Source organism: Anaerocolumna sp. MB42-C2 (assembly GCF_030913705.1).
In the GTDB taxonomy this organism is placed as follows: domain Bacteria; phylum Bacillota; class Clostridia; order Lachnospirales; family Lachnospiraceae; genus Anaerocolumna.
The window spans coordinates 2,642,298-2,657,124 of record NZ_CP133190.1; the positions used below are offsets into that span (position 1 = coordinate 2,642,298).

General features: G+C 36.2%; 13 protein-coding genes, 3 tRNA genes and 1 pseudogene. 1 reads left to right on the top strand and 16 read right to left on the bottom strand.

The window, feature by feature from the left end; genetic code table 11:
- Positions 1 to 19 precede the first annotated feature (19 nt).
- The 10 genes and pseudogenes from RBU59_RS11550 to RBU59_RS11595 all read right to left on the bottom strand — a co-directional run bounded on the left by RBU59_RS11550 (position 20) and on the right by RBU59_RS11595 (position 9,644).
- Complete coding sequence (locus RBU59_RS11550) at positions 20 to 781, bottom strand: alpha/beta hydrolase (RefSeq protein WP_308148018.1); 762 nt, start codon at positions 779 to 781, stop codon at positions 20 to 22.
- A 21-nt stretch (positions 782 to 802) separates the two neighbouring features.
- Positions 803 to 1,591 carry an alpha/beta hydrolase gene (locus RBU59_RS11555; RefSeq protein ID WP_308148019.1) on the bottom strand — a complete coding sequence of 263 codons (789 nt, stop codon included), beginning with the start codon at positions 1,589 to 1,591 and terminating at the stop codon, positions 803 to 805.
- An 11-nt stretch (positions 1,592 to 1,602) separates the two neighbouring features.
- Positions 1,603 to 2,484, bottom strand: a complete 882-nt coding sequence (locus RBU59_RS11560) for a carbohydrate ABC transporter permease (protein WP_308148020.1) — start codon at positions 2,482 to 2,484, stop codon at positions 1,603 to 1,605.
- 14 nt (positions 2,485 to 2,498) lie between these two features.
- Entirely contained in the window at positions 2,499 to 3,401 is a 903-nt protein-coding gene (locus tag RBU59_RS11565; protein ID WP_308148021.1) for an ABC transporter permease, read from the bottom strand.
- 62 nt (positions 3,402 to 3,463) lie between these two features.
- Positions 3,464 to 5,131, bottom strand: coding sequence for an extracellular solute-binding protein (locus RBU59_RS11570; protein WP_308148022.1), 1,668 nt, complete (start codon positions 5,129 to 5,131; stop codon positions 3,464 to 3,466).
- A gap of 1,431 nt (positions 5,132 to 6,562) precedes the next feature.
- Positions 6,563 to 8,104: pseudogene (gene tnpC / locus RBU59_RS11575) on the bottom strand (IS66 family transposase).
- 95 nt (positions 8,105 to 8,199) lie between these two features.
- Positions 8,200 to 8,556, bottom strand: a complete 357-nt coding sequence (gene tnpB / locus RBU59_RS11580; protein ID WP_308148023.1) for an IS66 family insertion sequence element accessory protein TnpB — start codon at positions 8,554 to 8,556, stop codon at positions 8,200 to 8,202.
- Positions 8,550 to 8,906 carry an IS66 family insertion sequence element accessory protein TnpA gene (gene tnpA / locus RBU59_RS11585; RefSeq protein ID WP_308148024.1) on the bottom strand — a complete coding sequence of 119 codons (357 nt, stop codon included), beginning with the start codon at positions 8,904 to 8,906 and terminating at the stop codon, positions 8,550 to 8,552. The genes tnpB and tnpA overlap by 7 nt, the downstream gene beginning before the upstream one ends.
- A 306-nt stretch (positions 8,907 to 9,212) precedes the next feature.
- A tRNA-Leu gene (locus RBU59_RS11590) sits at positions 9,213 to 9,297 on the bottom strand.
- Between the two features lie 275 nt (positions 9,298 to 9,572).
- Positions 9,573 to 9,644: transfer RNA gene (locus RBU59_RS11595), tRNA-Asn, on the bottom strand.
- 262 nt (positions 9,645 to 9,906) lie between these two features.
- Between RBU59_RS11595 and RBU59_RS11600 the strand changes: the two genes are divergently transcribed.
- Positions 9,907 to 9,991, top strand: a tRNA-Leu gene (locus RBU59_RS11600).
- Positions 9,992 to 10,115: 124 nt separating this feature from the next.
- Here RBU59_RS11600 and RBU59_RS11605 read toward each other — a convergent pair.
- From RBU59_RS11605 to RBU59_RS11630, 6 genes are all read right to left on the bottom strand, one after another.
- Positions 10,116 to 10,433: a hypothetical protein gene (locus tag RBU59_RS11605; RefSeq protein ID WP_308148025.1), complete on the bottom strand. Its 318-nt coding sequence runs from the start codon at positions 10,431 to 10,433 to the stop codon at positions 10,116 to 10,118.
- 265 nt (positions 10,434 to 10,698) lie between these two features.
- Complete coding sequence (locus RBU59_RS11610) at positions 10,699 to 11,016, bottom strand: hypothetical protein (protein ID WP_308148026.1); 318 nt, start codon at positions 11,014 to 11,016, stop codon at positions 10,699 to 10,701.
- Between the two features lie 136 nt (positions 11,017 to 11,152).
- Complete coding sequence (locus tag RBU59_RS11615) at positions 11,153 to 12,031, bottom strand: GNAT family N-acetyltransferase (RefSeq protein WP_308148027.1); 879 nt, start codon at positions 12,029 to 12,031, stop codon at positions 11,153 to 11,155.
- Positions 12,032 to 12,244: 213 nt separating this feature from the next.
- The gene (locus RBU59_RS11620) at positions 12,245 to 13,312 is read right to left on the bottom strand and encodes a GNAT family N-acetyltransferase (protein ID WP_308148028.1); all 1,068 of its coding nucleotides are present in this window, start codon (positions 13,310 to 13,312) and stop codon (positions 12,245 to 12,247) included.
- 59 nt (positions 13,313 to 13,371) lie between these two features.
- On the bottom strand, positions 13,372 to 13,698 hold the full coding sequence (locus tag RBU59_RS11625) for a hypothetical protein (RefSeq protein ID WP_308148029.1): 327 nt from the start codon (positions 13,696 to 13,698) through the stop codon (positions 13,372 to 13,374).
- Between the two features lie 267 nt (positions 13,699 to 13,965).
- Positions 13,966 to 14,631: a class I SAM-dependent methyltransferase gene (locus tag RBU59_RS11630; RefSeq protein ID WP_308148030.1), complete on the bottom strand. Its 666-nt coding sequence runs from the start codon at positions 14,629 to 14,631 to the stop codon at positions 13,966 to 13,968.
- Positions 14,632 to 14,827: the final 196 nt, after the last annotated feature.

The window sequence follows — 14,827 nt, forward strand, 5'->3', positions numbered from 1 at the left end:
TTAAGCATTCCTTTAAAGATCAGGATTCTACTGTCCTTTTGCACCATTCCATCATTGCAGGAAGCATTTTCCCCCAGAAATACATATCATGCTTTCCTGTATCCTGATGCCATTCTCCCTGAAAACCAAGCTCCGTTAGGTAGTTATATGTGGTTTTTGCACTGTCAAAAGCACGATCCTCCGTACCACAACACACAAAAAGTGCAGGAAGCTCTCCTTTTCGTTCCGCTGCTTTCCTTGCCAGATTCAGGATGTCATGCTCGCTTCCTTCCAAATCCTTTACATGGGTTGTACCAAATATTCTCATATTCAGCTCTGCCAGAATCCCCGCGGGCGGATCTCCCAAATCAATAAAATTTCCGGCTGAGAATATTCCCACTCCTCCATATTGTTCCGGCTTTGTCAGTCCAAATTTATATGCGCCATGGCCTCCCATAGATAAGCCCCCCACGATATTCTTCTTTCTTGCAGTGTCAAAGGGAAACATTCCGGCAAGATCATAAAACAGCTCATTTGCAACAAAATCAAAATACCGCCCAGTCGATATGTTGGCATAAAAGCTGTTATCTGCAGATGGCATGACCACCGCTATTCCATACTGTTCCGCATACAACTCTACGGAAGTAAATCTCCACCAGTCTCCATAGTTACCCATAGCTCCGTGTAAAAGCCACAAAACCGGATACAAACCATTTTCCGTATTGTTCTCCGGAAGAATGACAGCCACATCTGTGCTTCGTGTCAATGCTTTTGAATAATAGTCCATTTGTATAAAAGCCAAATTGTCCACCTCTTTCTTTGTTTATTGTATGTGCTCTATAAAAACCTGAATCCACTTATCCCAGAAAGACCAGTCATGGGGTGCAGGTTCCGTATGGAATTCATAATGGTACGGGTTATTCTTTATGGATAAAAAATGCTTTCGCAGTGCCAAGCCTACCTCAAAGCCATGATCTTCCGTTCCGATTGCATGGAATATATGTGGTAGTGCTTTCCCGTCTTTAATATTCTGAAGAGATTGGTGAAGGACATCATACCGGGTTCCAACCAGCATATCCGGATCCTCCACACCCAGATGAATCATAGGAAGACTAGGGGCTCCATTTCCTCCCGGGGGCGCCGGATATCCCTGCGGCTGCCTTAAGTGCTCCAGTGGTATCACTGAGCTGGTGGAAAGAACACATACCTTGGCAAACCTTTCCGGATACATCATGGCAAGTTCAAGTGCCCCGCCGCCTCCCATAGACAAGCCACCGATATAGGTCTTCTCCCTTTTTATTGATAACCTCGGAAAGAAACGTCTAAGTGTCTGGGGTAATTCCTCTATCACATAATCACCATAAGCTGGTCCCTGAGACATATTCAGCCAACGGCTGGGTCCTGCGGAGGGCATTACTACCGCAATCTCTTTTTTCATAGCATAACGTTCGATTCCTGTATTGCTAATCCAAGCCATACAGTCCTCCATTCCACCGTGAAGAAGATACAATACCGGCACCTCCTCGCTTTTAGAATGCTCAGGATAAATAACCATAAATCGGCTTTGTGAACTGATTATTTTTGAAAATGTATGAATATTTAATAGAGCCATAAAAAAACCTCCTATCCCTTAATAGCGCCAATCATGACGCCTTTTGTAAAATATTTTTGTATAAATGGATAAATTGCCAATATGGGCAGTGTACTAATAACTACGGTGCAATACTTTATTAAACTTTTATAAATGCTGATAGCTGCATTCGCTCCACCCGATGTCATATTAGTATTTCCGTCAATTAGTATTTCCCTTAAAATAATCTGCAAAGGGAATTTCGCCCTTTCCGTTAGATATAATGAAGCCGGAAACCAGGAATTCCAATGCATTACAGAGATAAACAATACAATGACAGCAATAGAGGCTTTCGAAAGCGGAAGGATGATTTTCAGAAAAACATCCATATCATTGGCTCCGTCCAGCTTTGCCGATTCCTCTAAAGAATCTGGTATTCCCTGAAAAGATGTTCGCAAAATTATAAGATTAAATACATTAACTGCCGTCGGAAGAATAATAGCAAGCCGGCTGTTCAGCATACCAAGTTTCTGTATCAGTATATAATTGGGTATCATTCCTCCATTAAAAAGCATTGTAAAAGAAACAAACAGCATAATTGCATTTCTTGGGCTAAAATATTTCTGTGACAGAACAAAGGCTCCTACAGAAGTCATGGCTATGCCAAGCGCTGTTCCTCCTACTACATATATAACCGTATTAAAATAACTTTTCCATATTGATGAATTGGCAAAAACAATCTGGTAGCCCTTTAGCGTGACAGTTCCGACCGGCCAAAGTAACAGACTCCTGTTTGAAGCTAGGTCCCGGGGTGAAGAAAAGGAGGCACAGACCGTATGCCACATTGGAACCAGGCATAAAACAGCAATCAACAGCAGTAATAAATAGTCTGCCATTATAAAAAGCCTCCTGGAAAGCTTCACTTTTCTTTTCATACAATTTTCCTCCTTTAAAACAGGCTGGTCTCAGAATATTTCCTGCTGATGTTATTTGCACCCAGAATCAGTATCATCCCGATAACAGAATTAAACAATCCGACCGCTGTACTGTATCCATAGTCATGGTTTAAGATACCCTGTCTGTATATATATGTGGATATTACATCCGCCGTTTCATAAACCGCACTGTTATATAAAAGCAGCACCTTTTCAAAATTAACGGAAAGCAGCTGACCGATTCTTAGAATCAGCATGATAATAATTGTCGAAGCAATACCTGGTATTGTAACATACAGGCATTGCTTCCAATGGCCTGCTCCGTCAATGGTTGCCGCCTCGTATTGCTCCTCATCAACCTGAGACAGCGCTGCTAAATAAATAATACTGCCATAACCCATCGTCTGCCATATATTGGTTGAAATAAAAATAGGCCGGAACATATCAGGCATTCCCAACAACGTCCCTTTTTTTCCAATAATAGATGCCAGCGCTATCGTAATTGGGCCGTTTGCCGCAGTAAAATCCCTTATCAAACCGCATACAATGGCAATTGATAGAAAATACGGCAGATAACTGATAGTCTGCACCACTTTTTTATAGAATTTTCCGTGTATTTCATTTAGTAACAGTGCTAAAATAATTGGTGCCGGAAAATTAAATAAAAGATCCCAAAAACTTAATAAAAGAGTATTTTTTGTTACCCTGATAAAATTGGGGCTTTTAAAAAATTCTATGAAATTATTAAGACCGATCCACTTGCTTCCGAAAATACCTGCCTGGGGCGAATAATCCTGAAAAGCCATGATAATGCCGGCCATGGGCACATAGTTAAAAACGATAAAAAACAATATCACCGGCAAAATCATCCAATACAACATTTTATGCTGTCTATAGTTTGTAATCAGATCCTTCATAAAAGAAATGCTCCTTGTTTTTATTGATGCTGCAAAGCCCCTCAGGTTTTGCAGCTGTTTTCCTATCGGGCGTTATAGCGTTCCAAAGCAGCCTGGTATGCTGCCATAGCTCCATCTATATTCATGTCCTTTATTTTCTGAACAAATGTGTCGTAGTTATTAAAGGATTCTATACCCATAATATATTTTACCTGCATTTCTTCAACATAATCGATTATATTGGACATAATGGAATTATAGGTTTCCGTCTCCTCATCAGTCAGTGTCAGAGCACTACTGATGACATAAGAATTATCGTTTTGTTCATCGTACATCTTACCCTCTTCAATTAGCTTATCATCTCCAATGGTTCTGTCGTTTTCCACAATGCAGGGATAATCGGCAATTGAATAAATCATATCAAGAGCCGCAAATCCATCCGGATTGCTAAATACCTGATCGTTAAAATGATATGTCCCATCTGCCGCCTTTGTATAATAGGTGTCATCCGGTCCAAAATTACTGGTATCAATGACATCTTCAGAATAAAATAAATCGCACCACTGCAGAGCCAAATCCAGATTTGTGCATTTACTGCTGACCTGAATGCCCGCGCTGACTGGTGAGCCTGATGCTCCTATGTGAAGTTTATCTCCTTCCGTCACCACCGGATTCGGCACTGCCACATATTCTGCATTTTCATCAGTATTTAATTGTTTTATTACATCTCCCATAGAAAGTGGTGCTACCATGGAACCTGTCTGCGGATCAGAATAAGAAGTCATCTCCGCATTCATAGAGCTTAAAGATAAAAAATCCTGATCAATCAGACCCTCACTATACCACCGGTTCATCATCTGCAGATATTTCTTAAAGCCGTCCTCCAGGGGTGCATAATGTATCTTTCCATCCACCTGATAAAAGGGCTGTGTATTTCCGCCATAATTCATATAACCGAATCCCAGTCCTCCCGTAAACATATCAAGCTTCGGGAACCCGGTTGAATTCAGAAGATAAGGCTTTTCAATTCCAAGCTGGTTTTTAAAAGCAGTTAATACGCTGTACCACTGATCATATGTCTTTGGTACTTCAATTCCGACCTTATCCAAACAATCCTTGCGCATCAGAATTCCATACCAGGTGGTATCCGGCTTATCTGTTTTGTTGAAGCGGTAAAAGGCTGCCATATTACCATCGTCGGAGTAGCTTTCCTTTTTTCGCAGATCACTTTTGTTCAGCTGTGCCGAATAATTGGGGAGCTTGTCCAGATACTTTGCGATATCTATTACCACCCCTTCCTTTAACAGTCCGTAAGCACCTGTGCTGTAAACTAAACCTGCGTCAAAAAACAGATCCGGATATTCTCCTGAGCTTATAATAACCGCAAGATTATCTGCCTCTGTACCACCTACAGGCGTAAGCCATTCGATATGAATACCTGTCTGTTTTTCCAACCATTTTTCAAACAAAGCATCTTCCCAGCTTTCAATCCGGGTTCCGATTGTAGTATGCGTAGGCCTCCATGCCTTTAGTGTTATAGTTTCTCCCTCCGGAGCCAATCTCCTAAGCTTGGCAGCATCACTTGTCTGCTGCATTTCCTGTGTGTCACCTGTCTGTTCTTTTACCGAATTCTTATTGCTTTCAATATTTCCTGTCTGGACATTCTTACTGCATCCTGTCATTAATCCCAATACTGTACACAGAAGCAAAGCTACGACTGTTTTCACAAGCTTTCTATGCCTTTTCTTCATAATACCCTCTCTCCTCCTGATTAGATTTAATTGGATAATTGCAAAACTCACATACTGTACTATATGTCATGCAATTAATACAATTTCAGAGCTGAATCTTGCCCGGAAGGCAACTGAAGCTCTGAAATTCGTATCAATTGTATGGCATATTCAAAAAACTATTTAGTTTCGCAATTGCCTATAGATTTAATATAAACAACAAGCTTTCTGACATGTCAGCTTTTCTCAATATGCAACACTCAATCTGCCAGGCAAACCTTTGCTAACTGCTAAAGCACTTTTATTGTATTGCTCTTCGGCTCATTGCATATCTCGTATTTACAGTCTACCTTTTCCCCCGTTAAAAGTAAATTATCAGTATTTTTTTACATGTTTTTATTTTTTAACCTTTCTGAAATATACATTTTACCTTATAATTTCATATATCTTATAATAACCATTATAAAAAATGAACAATTTTTAATCATATATTATCTGTTTTTATCCTTAATCAATATCGATTTTTTCTGCCCACTGAGAGAACAATGCTATCCGAAGTTAAATACATACAATGTATCTTATACAATGAGGATAGGAACAGTAATAATTCAGAGGATTTAAGATATCTGATTCAGTCATAGAATCAGATATTAAATGAACAGGTTAAATTTTTTGGATACGTATATTCCTGAAAAGCTTTATATCTATACTGGCTGCAATCCAAACACGAAATGCAACACGCTTAGCATCCAAAATGCGGCCCCGTACATCCTCAATAAATGGGTCTTTTTAGTATTGTAAATATCACATTGTATATATCATGAAGATTTATGTTGAATACTATTGTAATTTATGGTAATATTGATAACGGTCTATATGCTCCCCAGTATAAGATCGATCTTGATGAACCCCATGCGCTAACCCTATTGTGCATGGGGATTTTAGTTTACTGCAAATATTACTGCAGCAATAAATGAAAAGTATTATACTTGTAAGGTTACAGTAAATGAAAAAACTGTAGATGTTATTTATAGAGCTTTAATTTTCGATGATACTACAATTGAGGAATACACTGAGAAATACCACAAAGAAAAATATGAAAGCAGTTTTGACGGGTTTGGAACCGTTATTGCAGTTACGTCCATCAGTGATATAGTACAAGCTTTAAATTTAATAGATCCTAAAGATAGAACATGTAATATATCTGTTATTGATAATAAAACAGGAACAGCTTTAGATTCCTACTAAAAATATTATAAACAATCTAATCCCCCCGGACTTTTAGGCCCGGGGGTTTTTATCATGATAGTAATGCTTTAAGAGCCGTAGCCCCCAGCTTACCATTAGCACTCCATTTATTTAATTTCGTGAACCTATTCACTGCTTCGTAAGCGCTTAATAATAAAGTGCCTTGTATAAAATTAAAGGACCAGTTATAATACCGATCCATAGTTACTTGCCACATACTGTTTTTACATTTTCGGACCACGGCATTAATACATCCAGTTCCTCAGGATGATTACGCCAATCTGTGTCTGGCATATATAAAAGCAGATATTCAAGATAGGTATATACATTAAGACCATTTGCTTTAACAGTCTCGATGATACTATATACAGCCGCTGATGCAGAAGCTCCTTTCGGGGTATCTGCAAACAGCCAGTTCTTACGTCCGACTGTAAAAGGACGAATGGCATTTTCAGCTGCATTGTTTGATAAAGAACATCTTCCGTCAAGAAGATAATTCTCCATATATTTCTTTTGGTTTTGGGCATAGGTTACCGCCTTTCCAAGAGCTGAACCATTTAAGACATTCAAATTTTCGAGCCAGCACCAAAAGGCCTCAAGAACTGGCTTTTCCAATTCAAGACGCTTATGGTATCTTTCTTCAGGGGTGAAATCTTTCAGGGCTTCTTCCATCTTAAAAAGTTGATTGCAGTAGTCTCTTCCGATTTCTGCATTGGTAAGATGAGCATCATTTGCTTTCTTGCCAGGGATTGCTTCGACGAATTTTCGTCTCAGATGAGCCCAGCAGCCACACCTTATAACATCGGACAGTTTATTGTATCCTTAGTAACCATCCGAATGCACATATCCTTTGAAATCTTTCAAAAAGGTTGCTGCGTGGTCACCATTTCTGGAGGGCTGGTAGTCATAAAGAATGACCGGTTCCTTATCATCGTTTCCGGTACGGTATAGCCACATATATGATTTTGTCTGTGGCTTCTTACCTTCTTCCTTTAAGACCTGTACCGGAGTCTCGTCACAGTGAACGATATCTCTAGTGAGCAGTTCCTTTCGAAGATGTTCTATTATTGGAAGAAGATAATCCTCTGAACACCGGATTACCCAGTTAGCCATCGTTGCCCTTGATAGGGAGATGCCAAGATGTTCCCAGTCTTTTTCCTGACGATAAAGGGGAACACTGTTTACATACTTTTGATACATTACATTTGCAACCGAACTTGGAGAGGCAAGAGAATGATTCATTAATGAAGTAGGTGTATCTGCCTTCTGAATATAAGGATGATCTGTGCGCTTGCACTTAGGACATTCATAAGCCATTCTGACATAACGAACGATTTGAAGCTTGGCCGGGATGTATTCCAACTCCTCACGGACAGTTTCCTTGCCGATCGGCTTAAGCTCCGTATCACACTGAAGGCAATGCATATCTTCTTTCGAAGATTCACAAAGGATTTCTCTAACAGGAAGGTCTTTGATTAGTTCTTCGCGTTTGGACTTAGAATGAACTCGTGTATATCCATCTACTTTCTTTTTGATTGGTTCATGGATGGAAGAATCCGCTTCTATTTCCGCTTCATTAAAAAGAGAAATCTGTCCATCGATTTCATCCTTAGGAGTTTTCTCGCTAGAAGAACCAAACTTTTCTTTGCGGAGTAGTAACACCATCTCAGTAAGGTTGTCCACCTGGGTTTGCAGATTCTTTATTGTATTTTCAAGGTGATCTATATAAGCATCTTTTTGATTCATATTTATACTAAGTCCTTATCGTTTTTGATAAGGTAATTATACCATAAAACATGTCAGAAATCCAGCAAATATGCGGTTTTAAGTTATATTCATCACTAACAAAACGCACCTGGAAGTGCCGGTTTAATTGCACCTTTTTGCTCTATTTCTAGTCCCTCCATTAACCACCTGAATTCCTGCCAGCTAATGGGGCGGACTTCTGTTTCACGACGTGGCCATTTGAAGTTGCCGTTTTCTAATCGTTTGTATAGAAGAACAAAACCATCACTTTCCCACATAAGAGCTTTCATACGGTTCCTACGCTTTCCGCAAAAAAGGAAGAGACATTTTGAAAATGGATCCAGATGAAACTGTTCTTGGACAATGGCAGCAAGTCCATCAATGGACTTACGCATATCAGTATAACCATAAGCGATGTAGATTTCCTTAGCAACTGTGATATCGCCTAACATATATTTCGCAGAGCAAGAAGCACTGCTTCAACAGTCTGCCTACTGGTTCCTTCCCTGACTTCAACCGTAGCAGAAGGTAAATGTATAATGACAGCAGCTAACGTATTTGGAACAGGTGCCGTAACTTCAAGCTTTTTAAAAGGAACCGGATTACTTTCTTCTGTAACTGTCGGGAGATTTTCACAAGTTTCTTCACGTAACTTACGAAGCCAGTAGTAATAAGCATGTTTTGTGACATCATGCTTAGCACACCAATCCTCGACATTCATGCCGCTCTTTTGGCATTCAAGAATTAGTTTTTCCCATTGTTCCTTACGGAACCTTGTTTTGACTAAAGTAACTTCATCCATAGAAACTATACTCCTTACCGAGTTAAGTTCAAGTTGAAAAACTTGAAAAACTCTAGATTATTTAGTTTGAGTTTGGAGTCATTATCTCATGGATGTTAACTATAAAAAAGGCACTTTGTTATTGAGCGCTTTCACTGCTTCGGTTGTTTTTGGTCCCCTGTCCCCATCTGTGGCTAATCCTGCCTCTATTTTAGTGATCGCTGTTGGAGGATTATAGCTGCCCCTTAATCTCTTCTTGCTACTAAAAATGCAACACGAAATGCAACACAAAAAAATAAAACCCTTGAATAATCAAAGGTTTTAAGATGCAGTCGACGGGACTTGAACCCGTACGAGCGCAATGCTCACTAGATCCTTAGTCTAGCGCGTATGCCAATTCCGCCACGACTGCATATAATTATAAGACGACAAAAATATTTAATTAACATCATTAATTTGTCATTCTATACGCTGGCTGTTGTCCAGCGAACGAATTATATTATATCAATTTATTTATAAAAAAGCAATACCCAAATTAAAACTTCCCATTAAACTTTTAATAAAGTTTAGAATCTAAAATTTCTAACATTCCGTTTTACTATTATGCTGGCAATTCACTTTTATTATTAAACAAAAACTATAGCAGTCACTATGGTACTTCATGTTATAAATTATTGCATAAAAAAACTCCCCGAGTTGGGCTCGAACCAACAACCCCACGGTTAACAGCCGTGTGCTCTACCATTGAGCTATCGAGGAATACATCTGTAATTTTAATACTGTCCCTAACGAAAGTCAAGTACTAATTTGAGAAAATAATATAAACTAATTTGAGAAAATAATATAAACCTCCTGGTAACCATTGATTTAATCAATCAGTTTATTATATTCAGGAAATAGTTTACATTAATTTTTTAATCATTTTCTTATTGCCCTTAATACCTTTTTTTGTTCGCTGTTTCAGACATATTTTACTTGACTTTTTATTATTTTGTAGTAAAATAAATACGTTACTAATTTTGCAGTCGTGGCGGAATTGGCATACGCGCTAGATTCAGGTTCTAGTCCGGGTAAACTGGGTGAGGGTTCAAGTCCCTTCGACTGCATATAGAAGAATCAAGGGTTTCAGAGTTTTAATAAACTCCGAAACCCTTGATTTTTTGGTATTGGGAATGCAATAGTGGAAAGTTTTTGTTTCAAAACTATTGAAACCAATTTATGTGCAGCATATTATACCTTATAATATTCCATCTTATGACAGCAAAAAAGTGAGGATAGAGAAATTAAGCGGTCTAGTACCAGACAATTTAATAAATGAATAATTCTTAATAAAACTGCCCCGCAAGTGTTATTATTACGTTCTGCTTCATGTGGATACCAAACCCATTCTAATGATGTGGTAATATGATGAGCCAATACTATAATAGTCCTGGTTCTTGAATAAAAATCTTTTATGATATTTTGTTCCTTTAATGTACAATCCGAGATATTTAAAAATCCAATATCACAACACGACGGAAGTATATTAATAATTTTTTCCTTTAGCATAATTTTCTCCTATTATATAAAAACTCCAGTAAGCTTTGAACATAATTTACTTTTAGAAGCAGAGTATTGTCGCTTTAAAATATGAAATCATTCTTGTCATCCTCCGGTAAGTATGATTTTACATATAAATTAAATCCACTGCTGCCTACCCACAAACTGGGAATCTATATTTCAATAAAGCACATCATTAATAAATGATAAGAAGTTGCGTTAGCTTTTCAGTTTGCTCATTATACAAACTCTGTCTGACAATTCATTATATTTATTACACTTTTTTCTTATTCTTAAAGAATACAAAGCTGCCACAAATAATATAAAATACTAGAACAATAATCCCGATTGGTATTTCATTGATAATTTGTCCTGTTTCTTGGGTTCCCATATAAATCATATGAATTGCAGGTAAAGCACCCAACAAACTACCCCAAAAAATATTTTTGCTCAAAAGAATACCACTTGTTAAAAACAGAACCAGCCACACAGCTGCAACAGGTGAAATAATACTAATACCGCCACCGATAACTACTAGGCTGTAAAAAAACGAAAAGATAATTGTGGGTATATAATATACTATTTTTCTCACTTTCATATCCTCCAATTATATAAAAAAATGTATTTTTTTGCTTCTCTTAAAAATAAATGCTAAATAAATAATGGGAATCTCAGAGGGATAACCATCCAGTTGTACTCATGTTTAATTTACAGGCTTATGATTTTTCTTATACATCACACCCATTAAAAGTATTCTCGCTATAGAAGCCTCTTACTTTAAACCCATTTTTTAAGTACAGTCTTTGAGCTTTTCTGTTTTGATAATATGTAACTAAATATAATTCACTAAACTTATGGCTACACAATAAATTGTTAATATAGTACTTTAAGATTTCGCTTCCATATCCTTTTCTTTCATATTGAGGATGTATTGCAATTGTATCGATATAATTATCATCAACAATTCCAACACCTACTAATTGATTCGCAACCCAAAAAGAATGAAAACCATGATTTACACTTAAATTCTTTAACCATTTGCTTTTTTCTTCACTATTTTTACAATAACCATCCTGTTCTTCATTACATTCCATTTGTTGTGCCCTAAAAGCATCATCCAATAGATGTAAATAATCTAGCGCATATTTATCTTCAAATTCTTTTATTTGCATATCTTTCCTCATTGAATAATTTTCTAACTCTTTCACAGTATCAAAATCTGAACTGATATAAAATTCAAAACCATAGGAATCTCGCTCCAAAGATAAATCTGAAAAATAATTATTTAATATCGCATTAGCCGCATTTATATTGACATAAATATCTCTATCTTGCCTCTCTTTTATTATTGAATGATATTTTTCATCTATAAATTGAATTATTTTATAATTACAAATATCTTTCTCAAAAGATAACTGTATAGAAAAATAATCAACTGCTCGAATTATAATAAAAATCCCTCTATTAGTTATACTTTCAAATACATAGCTTTGATATATATTACCGTTTCTATAAGATTCATTAAAAACCTCTACTGCACACGTGTTGATTTTATGTAACATTTCATTTGCAAAATTGATGTCTCCTTTATCCATATTTCTAAACATAATATCTCCAAATGATTTATCATTCCTTACCACAAATCATCTTATCCTTTCTTATTTATCTATGAAAAAGCCTATCCGTTATAAACTATGGGAAGTTGAATATACTAAAATAACGAAGTATCAAACTTCATTGTTTGCTCATTTTGTGCGGTATTTCTATTAGCTCTTTGCATGCAAATGAAAAAAAGGTGTAATTCTATCTCATACTATACATCAAGTGTATATCTCCCATACTTGAAAAATCTTTGCTTGAGATGGGCATTCTTTTAAAATGCCAAATTCAGGATCATAATAAATACCTTTGTAATATATTCCCCAATGTCCATATCCCGGCAATACCATTCTTATTACACATAAATCCGGTAAAGGAACCTTCGGATCATATCTCATTGATTTTGGGGCATAGCGGATACCGTAATAGTCGAGACATTTCTTCAAATCCTGTTTATTGGTACCCTTGTCCGTACCGATTACTTTTATAACTTCACAAACAGATACACCAGCAAGCATCGCCACACATGATTGTCCACATAAATATCCTGTAGGTTCCTTTATATATGATATGTTATCAATCCTTCTGACAGGATTATCTATACTATAGGGACTACCCTTGATATGCTGTGTTTGTTGCTGAGGTTTACCGCTTCGGGTCGTTGGTTTTTGCTGATCATACTTTATGAGAATATCTCTTATGTTTACATCTTCCAAATCTTGTTCTGAAACATTATATAAATCAAGATAATCTTCCCGAGTTAAGAAATAGCAGGCATTTGAATCTGGATTATCTTGACTATGTCTCGGATATATTCCCCGAAACTTAAATTTACACTTTTCAATTACTCTTTTGGATTGATTATTAAAAGCCTTGTGATAAACAGTCATTACATCGCATTGCAATCCCATAAAAGCATATTGCATCAATTTTTGGACGGCTTCAGTAGCAATTCCTTGCCCCCAAAATTCTTCTGCAATTAAATAACCAAAATCAAATGAAAAGTTATAATCCTTAAATTTATTTTTGTGCATGCCAATTGAGCCTATTATTTTATTGCTATTATTAATTTTTAACGCAATTGCCCATTCATCTGAATTTCTTTTAATCCAATTTTCTATTTTTTCTCTTGCTTTCTTAACATCAGTAATACGCTTCCAACCACCCGCTGCATTAATAACATTCTCGTTTGAGGCAAATATAAGCATATCCTCAGCATATTCCAATTTCCACGGAAGTAGAGCAAGCCGATTTGTTTCTAACGTGGGAAGCACAATTGAACTAACCATTTAATCCTCCTATAATAATAAACTCTTAATCCTAAACTGTTCGTCAAATTCAAAGTTGCCTATGTTTTTTGTTTTACTTCATAAATATAATGGAAACCAAAATCAGCTGCTTCTGGTAATTCAGCTTTTACATCAATAACATAATGTATCTGGACAGCTTCTTCACTTGAAAAAATAACCTCTTTATTTTTTATTTCATATCCATTTATGCAAAAATCCTTAATATATTCTGCGTATTCAACGCCAAGACATCTATACCCGCTACATATCATAATAGCATCATCAGAAACCAGCTCTTTAAATGACACAACATCCCTTTTACTTGCTGCTTTCCACATATCATCTTCTCTCTCAAATATAATTTCTTCCTTGTTTTTATTACTCATTTATTTTTCTCCAAAAATATGAATATATTTTGAATTTATAAGAGGATACTACATGGGACTATATATATTTATTCCAAAAATGTTTTTCGTTGAATTATGTATTTTTCCCTTCCTAATTCTTATTCCATATATTAATTGCACCAACTGCCAGTACAGTAGTTCCACCTATGATTAAGATACCCGACCAGCCTTTTTAATATATAAAAAGAACTTATCAATTAAATTTTGCTCAGATGCTAAAGTCAATAGTTATCGTATTATGCTTTATCAATTAGTTAATAAAAATATTCTATTTACTTGTTCAGCTTCTGGTATTAGAAATTCATATTCATCATTAATAGTAAATATAGAATTTAATTCACCCCTCCATTCATCCGTCGGTCTATTCCATAATATAAATCCATCATCATAAAGGTCTTTATCAAGTTCTTTCATGTTCCATTCTATTATTTGTTCTTTCGTAATAAATGGATTCAGTTTAACTAATACTCTTCCTTTATCTGTTAAAATTCGTTTGCATTCAGTAAGGAGTTCTCTTACATCATCCGGATACATATTGTCTATAATATTTGACAGAATAATTCCATCCATACTTTTGTCTTTTAACTCACGTATTAGTTCTGTACTTCCATTCTTAAATTGATATTCACCTTTTTCCATCATATTTGCTCGCATTTTGGCACAAGAGATTCCTTCACTTGCTAAATCAATTCCATAGTGCTTTTTTGTTCCCCTAATAGCACATAAAAATAATAAGCTTCCGTTTCCACAACCAAAATCTAAGATATTTTCCGTTCCATAACATAACCAATCTATCGCCTTATCAAATTGTTTCCAGCCTGTCGATTCGGTTTTAGGCACAGAGAGGTTCCCTCTCGTTTTCATATATATATTATTTTCTGTATCAATTGCCTTTTCATACTTCTTATTCATAACAATTCTCCTTTTTGACATACTACACCATTTACAAATTATTTCCATAACAAATTATAAAAATTTTCTGTTTTTTTTATTTCAGTTAATATTAATTTTTTATCTTGATTTATTATTAATTCGATATCATATAACTTCGCATTTTCATATAAGGTCCCATACTCATCGCCCAACTTCCCAGTATTGGTAATATATG